The sequence below is a fragment of the Pseudomonas fluorescens genome (assembly GCF_902498195.1).
Lineage (GTDB): Bacteria > Pseudomonadota > Gammaproteobacteria > Pseudomonadales > Pseudomonadaceae > Aquipseudomonas > Aquipseudomonas fluorescens_BU.
This window is the reverse complement of sequence record NZ_CABVIY010000005.1, coordinates 301,240-327,201: the sequence shown is the minus strand read 5'-3', so window position 1 is coordinate 327,201 and position 25,962 is coordinate 301,240. Positions and strand designations below refer to the sequence as shown.

Genomic DNA, 25,962 nt, shown 5'->3' with positions numbered 1-25,962 from the left:
CTGCAAGTAAAGGCGAAGAGCGCTGTGCTTCTTGTGGCTTGCAGCTTGAAGCTTGCCGCTGCTCTAGAACAAATCGATCGGCGCCGCTTCGTCCGCCGGCAGCGGGCTGCCTGGTGCACTGCCATTGCCCAGTTCGTTGGCCGACGGTGGCGTGTCTTCGGCCTTGAACAGCTCGAAGTAGGCGCCAGGCGTACCTGGGGTGGCTGCGCGGCCGCTGATCGGGTCGACGCGCAGGCTCAGGATGCCTTCGGGCTCCGGCTGCGTGTGGGGCGGCAGCCCCTTCAGCGCGGCACCCATGTAGTTCATCCAGATCGGCAGTGCGACGGTACCGCCGAACTCCTTGCGGCCGAGGCTTTCAGGCTGGTCGAAGCCGGTCCAGACCGTGGTCACGTAATCGGCGTTGTAGCCGGAGAACCAGGCGTCCTTGGATTCGTTGGTGGTGCCGGTCTTGCCGGCGATGTCGCCGCGGCCCAGGGCCAGTGCGCGACGGCCGGTACCGAGCTTGATCACATCCTCGAGCATGCTGTTGAGGATGTAAGTGGTGCGGCCATCGACGATACGTTCGGCCACCGCCGGTGCCTGTGGTGCCGGCTGGGCGCCCGGTGCTTCGCCTGGCGTGGCGTTGACCGTAAAGGCCTCGGCGACCGGTGCGGCAATGCCATCACTGGCGGCGCCACCCTTTGGAACGCTCGGCGGGTTGGCGACGAACAGCGTGTCGCCGTTTCGGCTTTCGATCTTGTCGATGATGTACGGGGTGATTTTGTAGCCGCCGTTGGCGAAGGTGCTCCAGCCGGTGGCGATTTCCATCGGGGTCAGGGTCGCGGTGCCCAGGGCCAGGGACAGGTTGCGCGGCAAGTCCTGCTTGTTGAAGCCGAACTTGCTGATGTAGTCGATGGTGCGGTCGACGCCCAGCGCTTGCAGCAGGCGGATCGACACCAGGTTGCGCGACTTGTACAGCGCTTCGCGCAGGCGGATCGGGCCGAGGAAGGTGTTGGTATCGTTTTTCGGACGCCAGACCTTGTCCAGGTACTCGTCGACGAACACGATCGGCGCATCGTTCACCAGGCTGGCGGCGGTGTAGCCGTTGTCCAGGGCGGCGCTGTAGACGAATGGCTTGAAGCTCGAACCCGGCTGGCGCTTGGCCTGCAAGGCGCGGTTGTAATTGCTCTGCTCGAAGGCAAAACCGCCAACCAGCGAGCGGATCGCACCGTTCTGCGGATCCAGGGACACCAGCGCACCCTGGGCTTGCGGGATCTGGCTGAACTTCAGCGAATCGTCAGGCTGGCGCTGTACGCGGACCAGGTCGCCGACCTGGGCCACGTCCGACGGCTGCTTCGGATTGGCGCCCATGCTGTTGGTGTTCAGGAACGGGCGAGCCCATTTCATGGTGTCCCAGCTGACATGTTCGCTGCCGGTGCGGGTCAGTACCTGCAGACCGTTCTTGTCGACCTGGGTGACGATGGCCGGCTCAAGGCTGCTGATGGTGCGTTGCTTGGTCAGTTCGGCTGCCCAGGCTTCGCGGGTCTTGCCCGGCAGGCGCGACTCAGGTCCGCGATAGCCGTGGCGCTGGTCGTAGGTCATCAAGCCTTCATGGAGGGCGGTATTGGCCATTTCCTGCAGGTTGCTCGGCACCGTGGTGGTGACGCGGAAACCTTCGGTGTAGGCGTCGCTGCCATAACGACCGACCATTTCGGCGCGGGCCATTTCGGCGATGTACGGGGCATTCACTTCCGGCGTCGGCACGTGATAGCTGGCGTTCAACGGCTCGTTGATCGCGGCGGTGTAATCGGCTTCGCTGATTTTGCCCAGCTTGTGCATGCGCCCCAGGATCCAGTCGCGACGTTCCTTGCTGCGGGCCGGGTTGGCGAGCGGGTTGAAGCGTGACGGGGCTTTCGGCAGGCCGGCGATCATCGCCATCTGCGCCAGGCTGACGTCGCGAATCGACTTGCCATAGTAGACCTGCGCCGCCGCCTCGATGCCGTAGGCGCGGTTGCCCAGATAGATTTTGTTGACGTACAGCTCGAGGATTTCGTCCTTGGTCAGCTGCCGTTCGATCTGCAGGGCCAGGAGGATTTCAGTGGTTTTGCGCGAAAAGCTGCGTTCGCTGGTCAGGAAGAAGTTCTTCGCCACCTGCATGGTGATGGTGCTGCCGCCGGACTGGATGTGCCCGCTTTTGACCAATTGGGTTGCCGCGCGCATCAGGCTGCTCGGGTCGACGCCGTAGTGGTTGGCGAAATTATCGTCTTCAGCACTTAGTAACGCATTGATGAAATTGGGGGGAATGTCGGCGAAACGGATGGGTGTGCGGCGCATTTCGCCGAACTCTGCGATCAGCTTGTTGTCGCTGCTGTAGACCCGCAGCGGAATCTGCAACTGAATACTTCTCAGCGCCTCCACGGATGGCAAACCGGGGCTAAGGTAAAGAAACGCCCCGCTCAGACCCAGAAGCAGTCCGCAGAAAACCGCGACGATGGACCAACCGAAAAATTTCAGCAGACGAATCAAGGCTTTTGGATATCCAGGGCAAAGAATGAATTAGGCATCAGGGTTCAGGCTAAAGGCGAACGACCCGCGCTTGAGAAAAACCGGAAAAAAACGCTGGGCATTATAAGCATTTTTCCATCGCAGGCGTCATGAACGGCTGCTGTCAAGACGGGTGGATGGAACGCAATAGACATTACAGAGTCCGTAACTCACGGATAGTCATAGGGAATTGCTAGTGCCAGGACTCTTCAACAAAAAAGCCAATACGCTTTTGGGTATCGACATCAGCTCCACATCGGTAAAGCTGCTGGAACTGAGCCGCCAGGGTGACCGCTATAGGGTCGAGGCGTATGCGGTCGAACCGCTGCCCGCCAACGCGGTCACCGAAAAAAACATCGCCGAACTCGACGGTGTGGGCCAAGCACTCTCCCGCGTGTTGATCAAGGCCAGGACCGGCCTGAAGAACGTGGCGGTGGCGGTTGCCGGATCGGCGGTCATCACCAAGGTCATCGAAATGGATGCCGGCCTTTCCGATGAAGAGATGGAAAGCCAGCTGAAGATCGAGGCCGATCAATACATCCCATATCCCCTGGATGAAGTCGCCATCGATTTCGAAGTCCAGGGTGCCTCCGTGCGCAACCCCGAGCGGGTCAATGTGCTGCTTGCCGCCTGTCGCAAGGAAAACGTCGAGGTTCGTGAGGCGGCCCTGATCCTGGCAGGCCTGACCGCTCGTGTGGTCGACGTGGAAGCCTATGCCCTGGAGCGATCCTTCGGCCTGCTGGCCAATCAACTGGAGGTTTCCCGGGAGCGTCTGGTGGCGGTGGTCGACATCGGCGCGACCATGACGACCCTGAGCGTGTTGCTGGGCGGGCGAATCATCTACACCCGCGAGCAATTGTTCGGCGGCCGCCAATTGACCGAAGAGATTCAGCGGCGATATGGCCTGACCGTTGAGCAGGCGGGGCTGGCGAAGAAGCAGGGCGGCTTGCCGAGCGACTATGTCAGCGAAGTCTTGCAGCCCTTTCGCGAGGCTTTGGTGCAACAGGTCTCGCGTTCGTTGCAGTTTTTCTTCGCTTCCGGTCAGTACCACGCGGTCGATCACATCGTGCTGGCCGGCGGCACGGCGTCAGTGGCCGGGCTGGACCGGCTGATCGAGCAGCAGCTGGGCACGCCGACGCAAGTGGCCAACCCTTTTGCGGAGATGACCCTGGGCAGCAAGGTCAACGCCGTGGCGCTGGCCAGCGATGCACCGGCCATGATGATCGCCTGCGGGCTGGCGCTCAGGAGCTTCGACTGATGGCACGGATCAATCTCTTACCCTGGCGCGAGGAGCTGCGTGAAGAGCGCCGCAAGCGTTTCTTGCTGATTCTGGTCGCGGTCTTGGTGGGGGCGGCGGGCGCGGTGCTGATCGCCAACCAGGCGATCAGTCACGCGATAGACCGGCAGGTCGCCCGAAATGACTATATCGGCAAGCAGATCGTCGTGGTCGACGAACGGATCAAGCAGATCAGTGACCTCAAGGCCCGTCGCCAGCAATTGGTCGAACGCATGCGCATTATCCAGGACCTGCAAGGCAATCGGCCGATCAGCGGGCGAATTTTTGACCAGTTGGCCAGGACCCTGCCCGACGGGGTGTATTTCACGGAAGTGACAATGTCCGGCAAAGCCTTGTCCATCACCGGCGCGGCGGAATCCAACAACCGTGTTTCCGACCTGATGCGCAATCTGGAGGCGTCAGACTGGTTCGATGCGCCCAGCCTGACTGAAGTCAAGGCGAACACCGCCGACCAGGCCAACGTTTTTCAGTTGACCGTTCGTCAGACCCAGCCTGCCGTCGTGGAGGACGGAAAATGAGCCTGTCCGCATGGATTGAAGGGCTGCGCAGGATCGACATCAACGATCTGGACACCAACAACATCGGTTCATGGCCGCCAGCGATCAAGGTGTTGGTGGGCGCATTGGTCCTGCTGCTGGTGTTGGCGCTGGGCTACAGTTTTTCTACCAGCGAGCTTGAGAGCCAGCTCCAGCTCAAGCGCGAGGAAGAATCGACCCTCAAGGAGCAATTCGCCACCAAAGCCCATATGGCCGCGAATCTGGAGCTCTACACCCAGCAGATGAAGGAGATGGAGAACTCCTTTGGCGTGCTGCTGCGGCAACTGCCCAGTGACACCGAAGTGCCCGGCCTGCTGGAAGACATCACCCGCACCGGCCTGGGCAGTGGCCTGGAATTCGAAGAAATCAAGCTGTTGCCCGAGGTCACCCAGCCGTTCTACATCGAACTGCCGATCCAGATTACCGTCACCGGCGCCTATCACGACCTGGCCACGTTCGTCAGCGGTGTGGCCGGCCTGCCGCGAATTGTCACCCTGCATGATTTTGACCTCGCACCGGTGGATCCCGAGAGTGGGCCTAAATTGCGCATGAGCATTTTGGCCAAGACCTATCGCTACAACGACAAGGGGCTGCATCCATGAGCCCGATTCGGATTTTTTCCCTGGCCGTGGCATTGGCCGTCCTGGCGGGCTGTGGTGGCAGTGATGACTTCAGCGACCTGGATGCCTACATGAACGAAATGCGCCTGCGGGTACCGGGCAAGATTGAACCAACGCCCACGTTCCGGTCTTACCCGACATTCACCTACAGCGCCGTCAACCTGCGCAGCCCGTTTTCCCGGCAGGTCAGGGTCGACCTGGCTGGCCAGCGGCACGGCTCGCGCGACGTCAAGCCAGACCCCAATCGGGTCAAGCAGTACCTCGAAGGTTTCAACATCGAACAGTTTGAAATGGTTGGCACGATCTCCAACGCAGCCGGCTCCTTTGCGTTGCTGCGCGGGGCTGGCGGGGTGCACCGGCTGAAAGTCGGCGACTACCTGGGGCGTAACGATGGTCGGATCGTCGCGATCAACGCCTCGCAGGTCGATGTGGTCGAAATTGTCCCGGACGGCGAAGGTGCGTGGCTGGAGCGGCCGCGGACCCTCCCTTTGAAAGAACACTCATAGTGGAACTCGAACAATGAACAGGATTTTCTCCACCCTCGGACTGTCGCTATGGATAGCGTTGCTGTCGCCGATGGTACAAGCGGCCAATCTCAAGGCGCTGGATGTCGCCGCGCTGCCTGGGGACCGTGTCGAGTTGAAGCTGGCGTTCGATGGACAGCCGCCGGCGCCACACGGGTATACGACGGAATCTCCTGCACGGATCGCGCTGGATATGCCTGGTGTCGTCAGTCAACTGGCGAACAAGACGCGTGACCTGGGCAGCGGCAATGCCCGAAGTGCGACGGTCGTCGAAACCAAGGATCGCACGCGACTGATCATCAACCTGACGCAATTGACGCCTTACGACACGCGCGTCGAAGGCAACAATCTGTTTGTGGTGGTTGGCCAGGGCGCCAAAAGCAAAGCGTCCAGTGCGCCGGTTGCGGTTGTGCCGACCCCGGCGCGTGCGCCTGCACCGACGGCGAAGGCTATTCGGGCGGTGGATTTCCAGCGCGGCACCCAGGGCGAAGGCAATGTGGTGATCGATTTATCGGACCCGTCCATTGCGCCGGACATCCAGGAGCGCGAGGGCAAGATTGTGCTCGGTTTCGCCAGGACCCGATTGCCCGAGCCGCTGCGCGTGCGCCTGGACGTCAAGGATTTCGCCACGCCGGTACAGTTCGTCAATGCCAGCGCCACGGGCGACCGGGCCACGATCACCATCGAACCCAGCGGTGCCTTCGATTACTCGACCTATCAGACCGACAACAAGCTGACCGTCAGCATTCGCCCGATGACCGTCGATGACTTGCAGAAGCGTAACGCCGACCGTTACGCCTACAGCGGTGAAAAACTCTCGCTGAATTTCCAGGACATTGATGTGCGTTCGGTGCTGCAGCTGATCGCCGATTTCACCAACCTCAACCTGGTGGCCAGCGACACGGTGCAAGGTGGCATCACGCTGCGCCTGCAAAACGTACCCTGGGACCAGGCGCTGGACCTGGTGTTGAAGACCAAGGGGCTGGACAAACGCAAGATTGGCAACGTCCTGCTGGTGGCGCCGGCTGATGAAATCGCCGCCCGCGAACGCCAGGAGCTGGAGTCGCAGAAGCAGATCGCCGACCTGGCGCCACTGCGACGCGAGTTGCTTCAGGTCAATTACGCCAAGGCGGCCGACATCGCCAAGCTGTTCCAGTCGGTCACCAGTGCCGAGGCGAAAGTCGACGAACGGGGTTCGATCACCGTCGACGAGCGGACCAACAACATCATTGCCTACCAGACCCAGGATCGCCTCGACGAGTTGCGCCGAATCGTGGCGCAGCTGGACATCCCGGTGCGCCAGGTGATGATCGAGGCGCGAATCGTCGAGGCCAACGTCGACTACGACAAGAGCCTTGGCGTGCGCTGGGGCGGGTCGATCCAGAACAAGGGCAACTGGAACACGTCGGGCGTGAGCAACGGCACCAACCCGTCGTCGACCATCGGTACGCCCGGCAGCACCAGTACCAATTCGCCGTTCGTCGACTTGGGCGCGACGGGGAATACCTCGGGGATCGGCATCGCATTCATCACCGATAACGTCTTGCTCGACCTCGAACTGACCGCCATGGAGAAAACCGGCAACGGCGAAATCGTCTCGCAACCCAAGGTGGTCACGTCCGACAAGGAAACGGCAAAGATCCTCAAGGGCACCGAAATTCCCTATCAGGAGGCCAGCTCCAGCGGCGCAACCTCGGTGTCGTTCAAGGAGGCGTCGCTGTCGCTGGAAGTGACGCCGCAAATCACCCCAGACAACCGGATCATCATGGAGGTCAAGGTCACCAAGGATGAACCGGACTACCTGAACAAAGTGCAGGATGTACCGCCCATCAAGAAAAACGAGGTCAATGCCAAGGTGCTGGTCAATGACGGCGAGACCATCGTGATTGGGGGCGTTTTCTCAAATACTCAAAGCAAGGTTGTAGATAAGGTGCCATTTCTTGGCGATGTGCCGTATCTTGGCCGCCTTTTCCGGCGTGACGTGGTTTCGGAGAAAAAATCCGAGCTGTTGGTGTTTCTCACACCGCGTATCATGAATAACCAGGCGATTGCTGTGAGTCGTTGATTCTGTGCGAAATTTGATTCTTGTAGGACCGATGGGGGCTGGAAAAAGCACCATCGGCCGGTTGCTGGCCAAAGAGCTGCGCTTGCCATTCAAAGATTCCGATAAGGAAATTGAATTACGCACGGGCGCCAATATCCCATGGATCTTCGATAAGGAAGGCGAGCCCGGCTTCCGTGACCGCGAGCAGGCGATGATTGCCGAGCTGTGCGATTACGACGGCGTGGTACTGGCGACCGGTGGTGGCGCCGTCATGCGCGAAGCCAATCGTCGGGCGCTGCATGCCGGCGGACGGGTGGTCTATCTGCATGCCTCGGTCGAGCAGCAGGTTGGTCGCACAGCCCGCGATCGCAACCGGCCATTATTGCGCACCGCCGATCCAGCGAAGACCCTTCGGGATCTGCTGGCGATCCGTGATCCGCTTTATCGGGAAATCGCCGATCTGGTGGTGGAAACCGATGAGCGGCCGCCGCGAATGGTCGTGCTCGATATTCTCGAGCGCTTGCAGCAACTGCCTCCCCGTTAATGCGCGGCGCGAAATGCGCTATCCTCGGCGTCCTGCCGCGACCGCTCAAGGTTGTGGCGAGCGGCTACCGAACGGCGTCACACCAGTTGAGGCCGTGGACATTCGTTAACTCAAGGCAGGATGCCTGATTCCATCTTCACTGTGGGGACACATGCAGACACTCAAGGTCGATCTAGGCGAGCGCAGCTACCCGATTCATATTGGCGAAGGTTTGTTGGACCGGCCTGAGCTACTGGCCCCGCATATTCGCGGACGGCAAGTGGCGATTATCTCCAACGAAACCGTCGCGCCGCTCTATCTCGAACGTCTGACCCGCAGCCTCGCGCAGTTCTCGGTGATTTCCGTGGTACTGCCCGATGGTGAAGCCTTCAAGACCTGGGAAACCCTGCAACTGATTTTCGATGGTCTGCTGACCGCACGGCACGACCGTCGCACCACGGTGATCGCCCTCGGTGGCGGCGTGATCGGCGACATGGCCGGTTTTGCGGCGGCCTGCTACCAGCGCGGCGTCGATTTCATCCAGGTGCCGACCACGTTGCTGTCGCAAGTCGACTCTTCGGTCGGCGGCAAGACCGGGATCAATCACCCGCTGGGCAAGAACATGGTCGGCGCGTTCTATCAGCCGAATGTCGTGCTGATCGATACCGCTTCGCTCAACACCCTGCCGGCCCGCGAGCTGTCCGCCGGCCTGGCTGAAGTCATCAAGTACGGGCTGATCTGCGACGAGCCGTTCCTGACCTGGCTTGAAGACAACGTCGATCGCTTGCGCAACCTGGATCAGCAAGCCCTGACCTATGCCATCGAACGCTCCTGCGCGGCCAAGGCCGCTGTGGTCGGGGCCGATGAAAAAGAGACCGGGGTGCGCGCCACGCTCAACCTGGGCCATACCTTTGGTCACGCCATCGAAACCCATATGGGCTACGGTGTCTGGCTGCATGGCGAAGCGGTCGCTGCTGGCACTGTGATGGCTTTGGAGATGTCCGCACGCCTGGGCTGGATCAGCGAGCAGGAGCGTGATCGCGGCATTCGCCTGTTCCAGCGTGCCGGCTTGCCCGTAATCCCGCCCGAAGAGATGACCCAAGCCGATTTCCTCGAACACATGGCTATTGATAAAAAAGTGATCGACGGTCGTTTGCGCCTGGTGCTGCTGCGCCGCATGGGCGAAGCGGTGGTGACCGACGATTATCCGAAAGAGGTTCTACAGGCCACGCTGGGAGCGGATTACCGCGCTCTGGCTCAGCTTAAAGGTTAATAAGATCGCGATGACTAGTTTGCATGCCGACGAGGCTTTCCTCGGCCATTACCAGTTGAACCATGACCCATTCGCTCCCCGGGTGCCTGGCTTCAAGTTTTTCCCGGCCCAGCGCAAGCCGGTCCTGGGGCAATTGCATCACCTGGCGCGTTATAGCCAGTTGCTGTTGGTGGTCACCGGCCCGCAAGGCAGTGGCAAGACCCTGTTGCGCCAGGCCCTGGTGGCCAGCACCAACAAGCAGTCCGTGCAGAGTGTGGTGGTTTCCGCCCGTGGCGCGGGTGATTCGGCGGGCGTGTTGCGCCAGGTGGCCCAGGCGCTGGATATTGCCCAGGCCGAGACCGGTGCCATCCTGGACCAGGTCGTGCAACTTGCTCTCACGGGGCAGTCCGTCTACCTGCTGGTGGATGACGCCGAGCAACTGGACGAGTCCGGGCTCGAAGCGTTGATGGCGTTGGCCGCTGGTGCACCGGAAGGTCGTCCGCATGTGTTCCTGTTCGGTGAGTCGTCGCTGATTGCTCAGCTTGAGGCTTTGCAGCTTGAAGAAGAGCGCTTCCACGTCATCGAATTGCAGCCTTACACCGAAGAAGAAACCCGCGAATATCTGGACCAGCGTCTAGAGGGCGCGGGTCGGGGTATCGAACTTTTCACCGCGGATCAGATCTCTGATATTCACGAAAGCTCCGAGGGTTGGCCTGGCAACATCAATCAGGTTGCCCGCGATGCCATGATCGAAGCCATGATTGCCAGCCGCTCAGCGGTCAAGCGTCCAAGTATGGGGTTCAATATGCCGAAGAAACACGTATTGGCGATTTCCGCCGTCGTTGTGGTCGCGGTAGCCGCCGCCTGGTTGATGCCGGGTCGCAGCAAGGCACCGACCACGGGTGCACCAGCCAACGAACAGGCACAACTGCCGCTTGGTCAGGGGCAGCCACAAAGTGGCGGCGCTCCGGCCGTCGAATTCGCTGGCAACACGCAGCCGATGCCATTGCCGTTGGTCGGTAATTCGCAGCCGGTCATGCGTGGTCCGCTGGCCGAAGCCGCCGGTGGCATCACCGAGGGCGACGATGGCGTGCCGGTGGAGGGTTCCAGCGCCACACCGCCGACCGTGACCACGATCGCGCCTCCAGCGGGCGTCGCGGCCGGCCCTGCGCCGACACCGACACCGGCAGCCAAGCCGACGCCTGCGCCGACCCAGGTCGCAACCGCCAAGCCAACGCCGGCTCCGGCTCCGGCTCCAGCCGCCAAGCCTGCTCCAGCCCCAGCCAAGCCAGCCGTTGTCGCGACCGCCAAGCCTGCCGAGAAGCCCGTCGCGCCAGCCAAGACCGCCGGTGGCACCTGGTACGCCGGGCAAGCGCCGGGCAACTACGTGGTGCAGATCCTCGGCACCAGCTCCGAAGCGACCGCTCAAAACTTCGTCAAGGAGCAGGGCGGCGAGTACCGTTATTTCAAGAAAGTCCTCAATGGCAAGCCGCTTTTTGTCATCACCTACGGTAATTTCGCCAACCGCGATGCAGCCGTAACCGCCATCAAGGCCTTGCCAGCGAAGGTTCAGGCTGGTAAACCTTGGCCACGCTCTGTCGCCAGTGTCCAACAGGAACTGGCAACAGCTCGCTGAAGATTCGGCGGCCTTACCCAGGCCGCCTCTCCCGGCACCTCAAAATTTCTGCAAGTGCGCGCCGCCTCTTCAGGCCGCGTGCCTTGTGGTGTCTGCGTCACAGTAGTCTTTGAGTCGTTGCGGTCAAAATTAAAAAAGTTTTGACTAGCACAGCAGATCGCTTTAAACCTTTCACAAATGCGACATAGATTTGCGACATTTCGTCGTCAAATTTGTGAGCCTCTGTGTCGGTGTGTACAATGACCTCCCTTTTGCCCCCGCAAAGCTGGCGTACGTTCGGCGCGGATGGTAAGTGGTTGAATTGAAAAGAAATTTGCCTCGGTAAGAGGCAGCCTGGTGAGAAAGTGTCTATGAAAGCAGGTCTGTACCAACCAGATGAATTCAAGGATAACTGCGGTTTCGGCCTGATAGCCCATATGCAGGGCGAGCCCAGTCATACCCTTTTGCAAACGGCCATCGAGGCCCTGACCTGCATGACCCACCGCGGTGGGATTAATGCCGACGGCAAGACCGGTGACGGTTGCGGTCTGCTGATTCAAAAGCCGGACGTGTTCCTGCGAGCCATCGCCCAGGAAACGTTCGGCGTCGAACTGCCCAAGCAATATGCCGTGGGCATGGTCTTCTTCAACCAGGACCCGGTCAAAGCCGAAGCCGCTCGCGAGAACATGAACCGCGAGATCCTGGCCGCCGGCCTGCAGCTGGTCGGCTGGCGCAAAGTGCCGATCGACACCAGCGTCCTCGGCCGCCTGGCCCTTGAGCGCCTGCCGCAGATCGAACAAGTGTTCATTGGCGGTGAAGGCCTGAGCGACCAGGACATGGCCGTCAAGCTGTTCACTTCCCGTCGCCGCTCGTCCGTGGCCAACGCCGCCGACACCGACCACTACGTGTGCAGCTTTTCCCACAAGACCATCATTTATAAAGGCCTGATGATGCCGGCGGACCTGACCGCCTTCTATCCGGACCTGAGCGATGAGCGCCTGCAAACCTCGATTTGCGTGTTCCACCAGCGCTTCTCCACCAACACCCTGCCGAAATGGCCGTTGGCCCAACCGTTCCGCTTCCTGGCGCACAACGGCGAGATCAACACCATCACCGGCAACCGCAACTGGGCCGTGGCCCGTCGCACCAAGTTCACCAACGACTTGATGGACCTGGAAGAACTCGGCCCGCTGGTCAACCGTGTCGGCTCCGACTCTTCCAGCATGGACAACATGCTCGAACTGATGGTTACCGGTGGCATCGACCTGTTCCGTGGCGTGCGGATGATCATTCCGCCTGCGTGGCAGAACGTCGAAACCATGGACCCGGACCTGCGTGCGTTCTACGAATACAACTCGATGCACATGGAACCGTGGGACGGCCCGGCCGGCGTGGTAATGACCGACGGTCGCTACGCGGTGTGCCTGCTCGACCGTAACGGTCTGCGTCCGGCGCGCTGGGTCACCACCAAGAACGGCTTCATCACCCTGGCATCGGAAATCGGCGTCTGGAACTACCAGCCTGAGGACGTGATTGCCAAAGGTCGCGTCGGTCCGGGCCAGATCTTTGCCGTGGACACCGAAACCGGCCAGATCCTCGACACCGATGCGATCGACAACCGTCTGAAGTCCCGTCATCCGTACAAGCAATGGCTGCGCAAGAATGCCCTGCGCATCCAGGCGACCATGGAAGACAACGACCACGGTTCGGCGTTCTACGACGTCGATCAGCTCAAGCAATACATGAAGATGTACCAGGTCACGTTCGAAGAACGCGACCAGGTGCTGCGTCCGCTCGGCGAACAAGGCTACGAAGCCGTGGGTTCGATGGGCGACGATACGCCGATGGCCGTGCTGTCCCAGCGCGTGCGCACGCCGTACGACTATTTCCGCCAGCAGTTCGCGCAGGTCACCAACCCGCCGATCGACCCGCTGCGTGAAGCCATCGTCATGTCGCTGGAGATCTGCCTCGGTGCCGAGCGCAACATCTTCCAGGAGTCGCCGGAACACGCTTCGCGCGTGATCCTCAGCTCGCCGGTCATTTCGCCGGCCAAGTGGCGCTCGCTGATGAACCTCGATCGTCCGGGCTTCGAGCGCGCGATCATCGACCTCAACTACGACGAAAGCGTCGGTCTCGAAGCGGCCATCCGCAGCGTTGCCGATCAGGCTGAAGAGGCCGTGCGCGCCGGTCGCACCCAGGTCGTGCTGAGTGATCGCCACATTGCCCCGGGCAAGCTGCCGATCCACGCTTCGCTGGCCACCGGTGCGGTACATCACCGGCTGACCGAAAAAGGCCTGCGTTGCGACTCCAACATCCTGGTCGAAACCGCTACAGCGCGCGATCCACACCATTTCGCGGTGTTGATCGGTTTCGGCGCCTCTGCCGTCTATCCGTTCCTCGCTTATGAAGTGCTGGGCGACCTGATCCGGACCGGTGAAGTGCTGGGCGACCTCTATGAGGTGTTCAAGAACTACCGTAAAGGCATCACCAAGGGCCTGCTCAAGATCCTGTCGAAGATGGGTATCTCGACCATCACCTCGTACCGTGGTGCGCAACTGTTCGAGGCCATCGGCCTGTCCGAGGAAGTCTGCAACCTGAGCTTCCGTGGCGTACCGAGCCGCATCAAGGGCGCGCGTTTCGTCGACATCGAAGCCGAGCAGAAAGCCCTGGCCACCGAAGCCTGGAGCCCGCGCAAGCCGATCCAGCAGGGCGGCCTGCTGAAGTTCGTCCACGGTGGCGAATATCACGCGTACAACCCGGACGTGGTCAACACCCTGCAGGCCGCCGTGCAGCAGGGCGACTACAGCAAGTTCAAGGAATACACGTCGCTGGTGGACAACCGTCCGGTGTCGATGATCCGCGACCTGCTGAAAGTCAAAACCCTCGACACCCCATTGGATATGAGCGAGATCGAACCGCTGGAATCGGTGCTCAAGCGCTTCGATTCCGCCGGTATCTCCCTGGGCGCCCTGTCGCCGGAAGCTCACGAAGCCCTGGCCGAAGCCATGAACCGCCTCGGTGCGCGTTCCAACTCCGGCGAAGGCGGTGAAGACCCGGCGCGCTACGGCACCATCAAGAGCTCGAAAATCAAGCAGGTGGCCACCGGCCGTTTCGGTGTGACCCCGGAATACCTGGTCAACGCCGAAGTGCTGCAGATCAAGGTCGCCCAGGGCGCCAAGCCCGGCGAAGGCGGTCAACTGCCAGGCGGCAAGGTTAACGGCCTGATCGCCAAGCTGCGTTACGCCGTGCCGGGTGTAACCCTGATTTCGCCACCGCCGCACCACGACATCTACTCGATCGAAGACTTGTCGCAGCTGATTTTCGACCTGAAACAAGTCAACCCGAAGGCGCTGGTCTCGGTGAAGCTGGTAGCGGAAGCGGGCGTCGGCACCATCGCCGCCGGTGTGGCCAAGGCCTATGCGGACTTGATCACCATCTCCGGCTACGACGGCGGCACCGGTGCTTCGCCACTGACTTCGATCAAATACGCGGGCGCTCCGTGGGAACTCGGCCTGGCCGAAACCCACCAGACCCTGCGTGGCAACGACCTGCGCGGGAAAGTCCGGGTACAAACCGACGGCGGCCTGAAAACCGGCCTCGACGTGATCAAGGCTGCGATCCTCGGCGCTGAAAGCTTCGGCTTCGGCACCGCACCGATGATTGCCCTGGGTTGCAAGTACCTGCGTATCTGCCACCTGAACAACTGCGCCACCGGCGTCGCGACTCAGAACGAGAAGCTGCGCAAGGATCACTACATCGGCACCGTCGACATGGTGGTGAACTTCTTCACCTACGTCGCCGAAGAAACCCGTGAGTGGCTGGCCAAGCTGGGCGTGCGCTCCCTCGAAGAGCTGATCGGCCGTACCGACCTGCTGGAAATCCTCGAAGGGCAGACCGCCAAGCAGCATCACCTGGACCTGACCCCGTTGCTGGGCAGCGATCACGTGCCGGCGGACAAGCCGCAGTTCTGCGGCGTGGAGCGCAACCCGCCGTTCGACAAGGGCTTGCTGGCCGAGAAAATGGTCGACATGGCCACCTCGGCAATCAACGACCTGAGCGGCGCCGATTTTGCTCTGGATATCTGCAACTGCGACCGTTCGATCGGCGCACGGATTTCCGGTGAAATCGCCCGTAAACACGGCAACCAGGGCATGGCCAACGCGCCGATCACCTTCCGCTTCAAGGGCACGGCCGGGCAGAGCTTCGGCGTGTGGAACGCCGGTGGACTGCACATGTACCTGGAAGGCGACGCCAACGACTACGTCGGCAAAGGCATGACCGGCGGCAAGCTGGTCATCGTTCCGCCGAAGGGCAGCGTCTACAAGACTCAGGACAGTGCCATCATCGGCAACACCTGCCTGTACGGCGCCACCGGCGGCAAGCTGTTCGCCGCCGGCACCGCGGGTGAGCGTTTCGCCGTGCGTAACTCCGGTGCCCACACTGTGGTGGAAGGCACGGGCGATCACTGCTGCGAGTACATGACCGGCGGTTTCGTCTGTGTCCTGGGCAAGACCGGTTACAACTTCGGCTCTGGCATGACCGGCGGTTTCGCCTACGTGCTTGACCAGGACAACACCTTCGTTGACCGGGTCAACCACGAACTGGTGGAAATCCAGCGGATCAGCGGCGAGGCGATGGAAGCCTACCGCAGCCATTTGCAACGCGTGCTGAACGAGTACGTCGAGGAAACCGACAGCGAGTGGGGTCGTGAACTCGCCGAGAACCTCGATGATTACGTGCGCCGTTTCTGGCTGGTCAAGCCCAAGGCTGCCAACCTGAAATCGTTGCTTTCCAGCACCCGTGCCAACCCGCAGTGATATGCGCCTGAAGAGTTTGATGAGGTTTTAACAATGGCTGAACGTCTGAATAATGACTTCCAGTTCATCGAGGTCGGGCGCAAGGATCCGAAGAAGAAACTGTTGCGTCAACGCAAGAAAGAGTTCGTGGAAATCTACGAACCTTTCAAACCCCAGCAGTCGGCCGACCAGGCCCACCGCTGCCTGGGTTGCGGTAACCCGTATTGCGAATGGAAGTGCCCGGTGCACAACTTCATTCCCAACTGGCTGAAACTGGTGGCCGAGGGCAACATCCTCCAGGCCGCCGAGCTGTCGCACCAGACCAACACCCTGCCGGAAGTCTGCGGCCGGGTGTGCCCGCAGGATCGTCTGTGCGAGGGTGCCTGCACCCTCAACGACGGCTTCGGCGCGGTGACCATCGGTTCGGTGGAGAAGTACATCACCGACACTGCGTTCGCCATGGGCTGGCGCCCGGACATGTCCAAGGTCAAGCCGACCGGCAAGCGTGTCGCCATCATCGGTGCGGGCCCGGCGGGGCTGGGCTGTGCCGACGTGCTGGTGCGCGGCGGCGTGACCCCGGTGGTGTTCGACAAGAACCCGGAAATCGGTGGTCTGCTGACCTTCGGCATCCCCGAGTTCAAGCTGGAAAAGACCGTGCTGAGCAATCGTCGCGAAGTTTTCAGCGGCATGGGCATCGAGTTCCGCCTCAACACCGAGGTGGGCAAGGACGTGACCATGGAGCAACTGCTCGAAGAATACGATGCCGTGTTCATGGGCATGGGCACCTACACCTACATGAAGGGCGGCTTTGCCGGTGAGGACCTGCCGGGCGTGTATGACGCCCTGGACTTCCTGATCGCCAACGTCAACCGCAACCTGGGCTTTGAAAAGTCGCCGGAAGATTTCGTCGACATGAAAGGCAAGAAGGTCGTGGTCCTCGGTGGTGGCGACACGGCGATGGACTGCAACCGTACGTCGATCCGCCAGGGCGCCAAGTCGGTGACCTGCGCCTATCGTCGTGACGAGGCAAACATGCCGGGCTCGCGCAAAGAGGTGAAGAACGCCAAGGAAGAGGGCGTGAAATTCCTCTACAACCGCCAGCCGATCGCCATTGTCGGTGAAGACCGGGTCGAAGGCGTGAAGGTGGTCGAGACCCGTCTCGGCGAACCGGACGCCCGTGGCCGTCGCAGCCCCGAGCCGATCCCGGGCTCCGAAGAGATCATCCCGGCCGACGCCGTGGTCATCGCCTTCGGTTTCCGCCCGAGCCCGGCGCCGTGGTTCGAGCAGTTCGAAATCCAGACCGACAGCCAGGGCCGCGTCGTGGCGCCGGAACAAGGCCAGTACAAGCACCAGACCAGCAACCCGAAAATCTTCGCCGGTGGCGACATGGTGCGCGGTTCCGACCTGGTGGTGACGGCGATCTTCGAAGGCCGTAATGCGGCGGAAGGGATCCTGGATTACCTGGGGGTCTGACCGCGATCCCAAGCTGAAATGCAGTAAACCTGTGGGAGCGAGCCTGCTCGCGAAAGCGGACTGTCAGCCAACATCTTTGTTGGATATGCCGGCCTCTTCGCGAGCAGGCTCGCTCCCACAGTGTTTTGTGGTACTGCAAAACCGCGACAAATTGACCCGATAGACAAAAGGTGCGGCGCTTGCCGTGCCTTTTGCGCGCGGCTCTGAGAAAATGCCCGCACTTTTTTTCCGGATGCCGACATGACTGCCCTGAAGAACGACCGTTTCCTGCGCGCACTGCTCAAGCAACCCGTAGACGTCACCCCGGTGTGGATGATGCGTCAAGCCGGCCGCTACCTGCCGGAATACCGCGCCAGCCGCGCCAAGGCCGGCGATTTCATGAGCCTGTGCATGAACCCGGCGTTCGCTTGCGAAGTCACGATGCAACCGCTCGACCGTTATCCGCAGCTGGATGCGGCGATCCTCTTCTCCGATATCCTCACCATTCCCGATGCCATGGGCCAAGGCCTGTACTTCGAAACCGGTGAAGGCCCGCGCTTCAGGAAAGTCGTCAGCACCCTGGCTGACATCGAAGCGCTGCCGATTCCCGATCCGCAAAAGGATCTGGGCTACGTGATGGACGCAGTCAGCACCATTCGCCGCGAACTGAACGGTCGCGTGCCGCTGATCGGCTTCGCCGGCAGTCCATGGACGTTGGCTACCTACATGGTCGAAGGCGGCTCGTCGAAAGACTACCGCAAGACCAAAACCATGCTCTACGACAACCCGCAAGCCTTGCATCTGCTGCTGGATAAACTCGCGCAGACGGTCACCAGCTACCTCAACGGCCAGATCATGGCCGGTGCCCAAGCGGTGCAGATCTTCGACAGCTGGGGTGGCGCCCTCTCGGCGGCGGCGTACCAGGAGTTCTCCCTGGCCTACATGAAGAAAATCGTCAGCGGCCTGATCCGCGAGCACGAAGGCCGCAAGGTGCCGGTGATCCTGTTCACCAAGAACGGCGGCCTGTGGCTGGAAAGCATCGCCGATGCTGGCGCTGATGCCCTCGGCCTGGACTGGACCTGCGACATCGGCAGCGCCCGTGAGCGTGTCGGCAGCAAAGTCGCGCTGCAAGGCAACATGGACCCGACCGTGCTCTACGCCAAGCCGGAAGCGATTCGCGCCGAAGTCGGCCGCATCCTCGCCAGCTACGGCAAGGGCAGTGGCCATGTGTTCAACCTGGGGCATGGCATCACCCCGGAAGTCGATCCGGAACATGCCGGCGCGTTCCTGCGCGCCGTGCATGAGTTGTCGGCGCAGTATCACGAGTAACAGTCTTTGAAATGACGAAAACCTGTCGGGCATGACGCCAGACAGGTTTTTTTTTGCCTGGCGATTCATATTTAGTTGGGCGTCGCTACTTGTACGAATTCTCAAATCTGTTGTCGGCGAAGGAGTCGTAGAGAATCTTCCTGCCATGAGCGGAGATTTTCCCTACATAGAAAATTCATTCATCCAAGTAAGGTCTCGGACCCTTGCTCAGCCCAGCACTGAGCAACATCGCAAACATGGGGCGCCAGTCATCGGCGCCTCACTCTTCGATAAGTAGTCCGGAGTTCATTTGATGAAAAATATTTCTTACAAGGGAAGTGCGTTAGCGGCCTGCACTTCTTCAATGATCCTGTTATCGACAATGTTGGCCTCTCAAACCGTCTCTGCGCACGGCTATCTGGACGTGCCGCCTTCACGGGCGTTGCTCTGCCAGAAAGGTGTAAATACCAACTGTGGCGGCGCCCAATACGAACCACAAAGTGTCGGTGAAACCTTCAAGGGCTTCCCGAATGGAACGGGAGGCGGTCCGTTACAAGGCCCAAAGAACTTTGAGATTGCGAGTGGCGGTCACGCGTTGTTCTCCGCCCTGGACGCGCAGTCCGCTACCCGTTGGCAAATGACGGAAATCAAGGATCGCAACATCGATTTCCAATGGCACTACACCGCCGTGCACCCAGCCACCAAACACGAATACTTCATCACCCGTAACGGCTGGAACCCGAACACGTTGCTTGAGCGCGCGACCTTCGAAAGCACGCCGTTTTGCACCGTCGACGGCGGCAATCAGAAACCCTCCAACAGCGACAAACACAATTGCACTATCCCTGCAGACAAAACCGGCCAGCACGTGATTTTGGGCATCTGGACTGTTGGTGATACCGAAGCTGCGTTTTACAACGTGGCGGACGTGAACATCCTGGTCGAGCCCGATCTGCCAGGTGGCTGGTCCCCGGTGGGCAGCATTGCGCCTTCGACCTCGCTGCTGGTCGGCGACAAGGTCAAGGCGCGTGCATTCACTGCCAATGGCGAAAGCCCGAATTACAGCGTTGAAATCTCCATTGATACGGCGGAGCAAGGTTCCCCGCAGAACTGGTCGTTCAAGCTGGCAGAGGCCATCAACGCGGCGCATACGCTCATTCGCGCCGGTGTTCGTGATGAAGGCGGCAACATTGAGCCGGTCAAAGGCAACAACAGCCTGTACGCGCAAAAAGAAAGCGCTGTAACCCGTTACGAAGTTCAGTTGAACATGAAGGAAGACGCGGCGGCGCGCATGTCGGTGGCGTCCCAGCAAGCCGAATACGTGCTGGTGAAGGGGCAGGTCAAGGTCGATTTCGGCATGATCTCCAACCGCACAATGAACGTTGAAGCGACCTTGTTCGACGAGAACAACAAGCTGGTCGGATCCACCAAGGCGCAGGCACAAAGCGGTGTTACAAACCTGGTCATGGATGTTCGCAGCAATCCGGGCAAACACACCCTGACACTGGTCGGCACCACCCTGGACGGCCGCACCACACGCCAGGATACCCAGTCCACCCACGTGACCGGTGAAGGCGCGGGTGCCGACTACGACTTCGTCTTCCCCGAAGGCATCAGCGGCTATACCGCCGGTACCAAAGTGCTGCAGTCCAAGACCAACGAAGTCTTCGAATGCAAGCCAGGCCAGGAGTCGGGTTACTGCAAGCAATACAGCCCGTCCGCCAACGGCTTTGAGCCTGGCGTCGGTGCGCATTGGCACATGGCCTGGGACAAGCTCTAAGGCCTCCCGAGCCTTCGGGCGGCCCATGCCGGGGCGTCCGAAGGCTTGCTGAGCATCGAGTGAACCTGTCGTGAAATTTTCACCGAAGGCGACGAGCCTTTTCGGCCGACGCGTGATCGCCGCCGGGCTGTTGATTTTATCGTTGGGCTACGCCGTGTTGTTGGTATGGCAGGAGTGGCAGTTTCGTCAACATCTGCCACGGCCATCAACAGCTGCGCCCGCGACGGTGTCCGTGCCTGCGAGTGTGCCGCTGGACGCCACAGCGGTGGCCATGGTGTTGGGCCTGACGACTGATGCCACGCCGCTGACCAGTGCCGAACCGCTGACCTTGCAAGCGAGTTTTGTCATCAACAATGGCTTGTCCAAGGCGTTGCTGGCCGATGCTCAAGGTCCGCGCCTGTATCAAGTGGGCGAACGCTTGCCGGGGGGCAGCATTCTGCGTCGGGTCGAGGCTCGACACGTGGTGCTATGGAACAAGGGTCGGGAAGAGCGCCTGTCGCTACAGGCACCGTCCGCACCTTTCCTGCGCCAACGCCAATCGCCGACCGACGCACAAGCACCAACGATTTCCACGCGTTATCTACGCCCGCTCTCCGGGCCGTCAGAGTGATCAAACCCATGAACAGCTTCATTGGCGCGCAGACCCTGCGCTCCATATTTCTTCTTGCCGCTTTCGTGGCGGCGACCGTGCCGGTCCCGCTGCACGCCGAGGAAGAAAAATGGCAGTTGGCGATGAACAACGCCGAGCTGCGCGACATCGTCGAAGAGATCTCGTCCATTCTCGGAACCACCGTGGTGCTGGATCCGAGAGTCTCCGGGCGCATCACCGTCATGTCCCGTCAGGCCCTCGATCGCGAGGGTGTGCGCCGGTTGTTTTACTCGGTGCTGGACGCCCACAATTTCACGGTGATCGATGAGGGCGACCGAATCCTGATCACCCCGGTGACCGAAGCCAAAACCCGAGCCGGTCATAACCCCGCAAAAAACGTCACGGCCTCACAGTTTGTCACTCGAGTCATCGAGCTGGACACCAGCAGCGCCGCCGATATTGCCGGGCTCGTCCGGCCCCTGGTGTCGGTCAATGGTTATGTCGGCCCGTCGGTGTCAGCCAATGCGCTGGTGGTCACCGATACGGTCGCCAATGTGCAACGTATCGAGCGGCTGGTTCGGCAACTGGACTCGGGGCAGGGCAACATGCACGCCGTGCTGCCGCTGCGACATGCCCAAGCCAGTGATCTGGCACCGGTCATGGAAGCCTCCCTTGGCAAACGCAATGCCGATACGACGATCCAGGTGCTGGCGGACAGCAGAACCAACCGTCTGATCCTGATTGGCCCGCCCGCGGTTCGCCAGCGTTTGGCAAACCTGGCGCGCGGCCTCGACATTCCCGCCACCGCGACCCCCGACAATGCTCGTGTGATCCGCCTGCGCCACAGCGATGCCAGGCAATTGGCCGAGATCCTGGAAACCATGGGCCAGGGCAGAAAAGGCGCGCAGCCCCTCGTCGGCGGCAAGGATGTTTCGCCTGGCGCAACCTTCATGATCAAGGCTGACGAAAGCCAGAATGCGCTGGTGCTGATCGCCGAGCCGGCGCAGGTCAGGACCATCGAAAGCATCGTGCGTCAGTTGGATCAGCCTCGGGCGCAAGTGCTGATTCATGCCGCCATTGTCGAAATTTCCGGGGACATCGCCGAAGCAGTAGGTGTGCAGTGGGGCATGAACACCGGCGATGCCAAAGGTTTCATCAACTTCCCCGGCACCGATATCCCGATCGTCGGCGGACTGAAGTTCGACGAGAGCCGATCGGCACCCGAAGGCGCGATCCTGCAACTGGGCAGTGATCGTTTTGGCGCGTTGATTTCAGCCCTGGCCAGCAACACCCGCAGCAATCTGCTCTCCACGCCCAGCCTTCTGACCCTGGACAACCAGGAAGCAGAAATCATCGTCGGCCAGAACGTACCGTTCAGTACCGGCTCCTATGCCACCGGCAGCAATGGCGCGGACAATCCCTTTACCACGATCGAACGCAAGGACGTGGGCATCAGCCTGAAGATCAAGCCCTACATCAACGAAGGCTCGACCCTGCGCCTGGAAGTCGAGCAGGAAGTGTCGGACATCGCCCCCGCGGTTTCGGGCATTAATTCCACTGACCTGATCACCAACAAGCGGGCGCTCAAGAGCACCATTCTCGCCGACGACGGCGAAATCATCGTCATTGGCGGGTTGATTCGAGACAGTGTGCGCATCCAGAAAAGCGGCGTGCCGCTGCTGCGTGACATTCCTTACCTTGGCGCCTTGTTCCGCTGGACCCGGGACACCCAGACCAAAAGCAACCTGATGGTGTTTTTGCGGCCGACCATCGTGCGCAGCAAGGAAGACCTGGTCGACGTCAGCCAGCAGCGCTACAACGCGCTGCGCGACCTGAGCCAACCGGGGGCGAAGGACAACAATTCGTTATTGCTGCCCGCTGATGCGCGTCAGCTGTTCGAACCGGTGTCCGATGCGCCGCTGTTCGACCTGCGCCAACCGGCGCCGAAAACGCCATGACGGCTTCGCCGCGGATTTTCGAGGCGCTGCCTTTCGGTTTCGCCCGGCGATTTGGCGTTCTATTGGAACGCGAAGGCGATGAGTGGCGCCTGGCGATGCGTGCCGATACCCCGCTCACGGCCCTCGCCGAGGCGCGTCGCGTGTGTGGCGCGGACCTGCGTTTGCGGTTGCTGCACCCCGAGGACTTCGCGGCCCGGCTGGCGGCCGCCTATCGCGAAGGGCAGAGCGCCGCCGAGCAGGTCGCCCAGGGGCTGGACGACGAGCTTGACCTGATCAGCCTGGTGGACCAGGTGCCGCAAACCGCTGATCTGCTGGAGCAGCAGGGCGATGCGCCGATCATCCGCCTGATCAACGCGCTGCTCAGCGAGGCCGTACGCGAGCATGCCTCCGACGTGCACCTGGAAACCTTCGAGCATTACCTGTCGGTGCGCATGCGCGTCGACGGGCAATTGCGCGAAATGCTTCGGCCCAAACGCGAGCTGGCGACGCTGCTGGTGTCGCGGATCAAGGTCATGGCGCGGCTGGACATCGCGGAAAAACGCGTGCCCCAGGATGGGCGGATGGCCCTGCGGCTGGCCGGGCATGAAGTGGATGTGCGGGTCTCGACGCTGCCCTCGGCGCACGGTGAACGGGTGGTGTTGCGCTTGCTCGACAAACAGGCCGGGCGCCTGGAGTTGCAACGCCTGGGCATGCCCGACGACACCCTCGCGGCGCTGCGTCAGTTGCTGGATAAACCCCACGGCATCCTGCTGGTCACCGGCCCCACGGGCTCGGGGAAAACCACCAGCCTGTACGCGGCCTTGAGCAGCCTGAACGATCAGACCCGCAACATCCTCACGGTCGAAGACCCCATCGAATATCACCTGCCGGGTATCGGGCAAATGCCGGTCAATCCGAAAGTGGACATGACCTTTGCCCGAGGTCTGCGGGCCATCCTGCGCCAGGACCCGGACGTGGTGATGGTCGGTGAAATCCGCGATCGCGAGACCGCCCAGATTGCCGTCCAGGCGTCGCTGACCGGACACCTGGTGCTCTCGACGTTGCACACCAACAGCGCGGTCGGCGCCGTGACGCGACTGGTGGACATGGGCGTTGATGCCTACCTGCTGGCGTCGTCCCTGGTGGGCATTCTGGCCCAGCGGCTGTTGCGTTTGCTGTGTCCTCTTTGCAAGACGCCCTACATGGCGGATACGACGGCTTGCCAGCGCTTGGGGCTGGACCGGACTGCGCCACCGCAGCTGTTCAAGGCCGTGGGCTGTGAACAGTGCCAGCACGGTTACCGTGGACGGATCGGGGTCTATGAGCTGATCAGCGTGACACCTGCGTTATCGGTTCTGATTCACCAGGGCGCGAGCGAGCAGGCGTTGGTCGAAAAAGCGCGCCAGGGCGCGCGCAGCCTGTTCCAGGACGGTCGCCAGCGCGTGCTTGATGGCATGACCAGTCTGGACGAGTTGCTGCGCGTGACGCGGGAGGACTGAGGCATGCCGACATTCGATTATCGCGCTGACGATGCCGAGGGCCGTCGCTGCAAGGGCCGCCTGGAGGCCGACAGCCCTCGTCATGCACGACAACAGTTGCGTGAGCGGGGTCTGTGGCCGCGGGATCTGAAGGAAATCCGCATCGCCGATGGCGCGGATCCGCAACGCAGCACAGGCCGCCTGAGTGCAGCGGATCTGGCGCTGCTGACGTTGCAGTTGTCCACGTTGGTGCAGGCGGGGCTGCCGTTGGAGGAGGCACTCGAAGCGGTGGCGAAACAAAGTGCCAAGCGCCGGGTGGCCGGGCTGGTATCGGCGGTCAGAAGCCGCGTGATGGAAGGCCATGCGCTGGCCACGGCCCTGGGGCAGTTTCCCAAGGCCTTCCCCGACCTGTTTCGCGCCACCGTGGCGGCCGGCGAACGTTCCGGGCATCTGGGTCACGTGCTGGAGCAACTGGCGGCTTACACCCAGGCCCGCCAGGCGTCGCGGCAAAAAATCCAGATGGCGCTGGTGTACCCCTTGATCCTGATGCTGAGCAGCGTCGCAATCGTCGGTTTTCTGCTCGGTTACGTGGTGCCGGACGTGGTGAAGATTTTCGTCGACAGCGGCCAGGCGCTGCCCTGGCTGACCCGGGCGCTGATCGCTGTGAGCGATGGCTTGCGCAACCATGGCCTGTTGATGATCGGCGGGCTGGCGATGCTCATCAGCTTCTGGCGCTGGTGTCTGCGCCAGCCAGTCTGGCGGCTGCGTTGGCATCGCCTGGCGTTGAACCTGCCGGTCATTGGCCAGGTGCTGCGGGCGATGGAAGCGGCGCGGTTTGCCAGCACCCTGGCGATCCTCGGCAAAAGTGCGGTGCCCTTGGTCGACGCACTGGAAATTGCCGCCGCCGTCATCGGCAACCTGGCCATTCGTGCCCGCATGGCCGATGTCGCCCGTTCGGTCCGCGAGGGCGGCACTTTGACCCGTGGCCTGGAACTGAGCGGCGACATCCCGCCGATGATGCTGCACATGATCGCCAGCGGCGAACGGGCCGGCGAACTCGATCGCATGCTGGCCCGCGCCGCCGAACAACAGGAAAGCAGCCTGGCGGCGCGCATCGCCCTGGTGGTGAGCCTGTTCGAGCCGGCCATGCTCGTGCTGATGGGCGCCGTCGTGCTGCTGATCGTCATGGCCATCCTGCTTCCGATTCTGACCCTCAACCAATTGGTGAACTGACCCATGAACGCTCTACGTCACAGTGCTTCCCAGCGCGGCTTTACCCTGATCGAAATCAGGGTGGTGGTGGTCATCATCGGCATTCTGGGGGCCATCGTGGTGCCCCAGTTCATGAGTCGCCCCGATCAGGCCAAAGTCACCGCAGCCAGAACCGACCTCAAGGCCATCGCCACCGCCCTTGAAATGTATCGCCTCGATAACTTCCAGTACCCCTCGACGCAGCAGGGGCTGGAGGCGTTGTACAAGCGTCCTTCCGGTTTGCCGGCGGCACGTAACTGGAACGCTCAGGGTTACCTCAAAAGCCTGCCTGTGGACCCGTGGAGCACGCCCTATCAATACCTCAACCCGGGTGTGAAATCGGCAGAGGGCACCTACGACCTGTACTCCCTCGGTTCCGATGGCGTGGTGGGTGGCGAAGGGCATGCGGCCGACATCGGCAATTGGAGTGAGTGAGT

Annotated in this window: 18 protein-coding genes; 17 read left to right on the top strand and 1 reads right to left on the bottom strand. The window is 61.4% G+C overall.

The annotated features are described in order from the left end of the window. Nucleotides 1-63 precede the first annotated feature (63 nt). Complete coding sequence (locus tag F8N66_RS20220; RefSeq protein ID WP_412070747.1) at nt 64-2,472, bottom strand: penicillin-binding protein 1A; 2,409 nt, start codon at nt 2,470-2,472, stop codon at nt 64-66. A gap of 247 nt (nt 2,473-2,719) precedes the next feature. Here F8N66_RS20220 and F8N66_RS20215 point away from each other — a divergent pair, with 247 nt between their 5' ends. The 17 genes from F8N66_RS20215 (at nt 2,720) to gspG (ending at nt 25,960) form a co-directional block, all read left to right on the top strand. Continuing rightward, nucleotides 2,720-3,781, top strand: a complete 1,062-nt coding sequence (locus F8N66_RS20215; protein WP_150771875.1) for a pilus assembly protein PilM — start codon at nt 2,720-2,722, stop codon at nt 3,779-3,781. After that, complete coding sequence (locus tag F8N66_RS20210) at nt 3,781-4,338, top strand: PilN domain-containing protein (protein WP_150771874.1); 558 nt, start codon at nt 3,781-3,783, stop codon at nt 4,336-4,338. The genes F8N66_RS20215 and F8N66_RS20210 overlap by 1 nt, the downstream gene beginning before the upstream one ends. Further along, entirely contained in the window at nt 4,335-4,958 is a 624-nt protein-coding gene (gene pilO, locus F8N66_RS20205) for a type 4a pilus biogenesis protein PilO (RefSeq protein ID WP_150771873.1), read from the top strand. The genes F8N66_RS20210 and pilO overlap by 4 nt, the downstream gene beginning before the upstream one ends. Continuing rightward, entirely contained in the window at nt 4,955-5,482 is a 528-nt protein-coding gene (locus F8N66_RS20200; protein ID WP_150771872.1) for a pilus assembly protein PilP, read from the top strand. The genes pilO and F8N66_RS20200 overlap by 4 nt, the downstream gene beginning before the upstream one ends. 13 nt (nt 5,483-5,495) lie before the next feature. Further along, nucleotides 5,496-7,565 carry a type IV pilus secretin PilQ family protein gene (pilQ, locus tag F8N66_RS20195; protein ID WP_150771871.1) on the top strand — a complete coding sequence of 690 codons (2,070 nt, stop codon included), beginning with the start codon at nt 5,496-5,498 and terminating at the stop codon, nt 7,563-7,565. Between the two features lie 4 nt (nt 7,566-7,569). Beyond that, nucleotides 7,570-8,088 carry a shikimate kinase AroK gene (gene aroK / locus F8N66_RS20190; protein WP_015093141.1) on the top strand — a complete coding sequence of 173 codons (519 nt, stop codon included), beginning with the start codon at nt 7,570-7,572 and terminating at the stop codon, nt 8,086-8,088. A gap of 151 nt (nt 8,089-8,239) precedes the next feature. Continuing rightward, on the top strand, nt 8,240-9,340 hold the full coding sequence (aroB, locus tag F8N66_RS20185; protein ID WP_150771870.1) for a 3-dehydroquinate synthase: 1,101 nt from the start codon (nt 8,240-8,242) through the stop codon (nt 9,338-9,340). A 10-nt stretch (nt 9,341-9,350) separates the two neighbouring features. Further along, nucleotides 9,351-10,955 (top strand): AAA family ATPase, encoded by a 1,605-nt coding sequence (locus F8N66_RS20180; protein WP_150771869.1) that lies wholly within the window; start codon nt 9,351-9,353, stop codon nt 10,953-10,955. Between the two features lie 350 nt (nt 10,956-11,305). Continuing rightward, complete coding sequence (gene gltB, locus F8N66_RS20170) at nt 11,306-15,751, top strand: glutamate synthase large subunit (protein ID WP_150771868.1); 4,446 nt, start codon at nt 11,306-11,308, stop codon at nt 15,749-15,751. Nucleotides 15,752-15,784: 33 nt separating this feature from the next. After that, nucleotides 15,785-17,203, top strand: coding sequence for an FAD-dependent oxidoreductase (locus tag F8N66_RS20165; protein ID WP_150771867.1), 1,419 nt, complete (start codon nt 15,785-15,787; stop codon nt 17,201-17,203). A gap of 240 nt (nt 17,204-17,443) precedes the next feature. Then, nucleotides 17,444-18,511: a uroporphyrinogen decarboxylase gene (gene hemE / locus F8N66_RS20160; RefSeq protein WP_150771866.1), complete on the top strand. Its 1,068-nt coding sequence runs from the start codon at nt 17,444-17,446 to the stop codon at nt 18,509-18,511. A gap of 292 nt (nt 18,512-18,803) precedes the next feature. After that, nucleotides 18,804-20,270: an N-acetylglucosamine-binding protein GbpA gene (gene gbpA / locus F8N66_RS20155; RefSeq protein WP_150771865.1), complete on the top strand. Its 1,467-nt coding sequence runs from the start codon at nt 18,804-18,806 to the stop codon at nt 20,268-20,270. A 70-nt stretch (nt 20,271-20,340) separates the two neighbouring features. Next, on the top strand, nt 20,341-20,880 hold the full coding sequence (locus F8N66_RS20150) for a type II secretion system protein N (RefSeq protein ID WP_224790506.1): 540 nt from the start codon (nt 20,341-20,343) through the stop codon (nt 20,878-20,880). Nucleotides 20,881-20,888: 8 nt separating this feature from the next. Continuing rightward, nucleotides 20,889-22,817 (top strand): type II secretion system secretin GspD, encoded by a 1,929-nt coding sequence (gene gspD / locus F8N66_RS20145; RefSeq protein ID WP_150771864.1) that lies wholly within the window; start codon nt 20,889-20,891, stop codon nt 22,815-22,817. After that, nucleotides 22,814-24,295, top strand: coding sequence for a type II secretion system ATPase GspE (gspE, locus tag F8N66_RS20140; RefSeq protein ID WP_150771863.1), 1,482 nt, complete (start codon nt 22,814-22,816; stop codon nt 24,293-24,295). The genes gspD and gspE overlap by 4 nt, the downstream gene beginning before the upstream one ends. A 3-nt stretch (nt 24,296-24,298) precedes the next feature. Beyond that, complete coding sequence (gene gspF, locus F8N66_RS20135) at nt 24,299-25,507, top strand: type II secretion system inner membrane protein GspF (RefSeq protein WP_150771862.1); 1,209 nt, start codon at nt 24,299-24,301, stop codon at nt 25,505-25,507. 3 nt (nt 25,508-25,510) lie between these two features. Then, a complete protein-coding gene (gene gspG / locus F8N66_RS20130; RefSeq protein ID WP_150771861.1) occupies nt 25,511-25,960 on the top strand; it encodes a type II secretion system major pseudopilin GspG in 450 nt (149 codons plus the stop codon). The last annotated feature ends 2 nt before the right edge of the window (nt 25,961-25,962 follow it).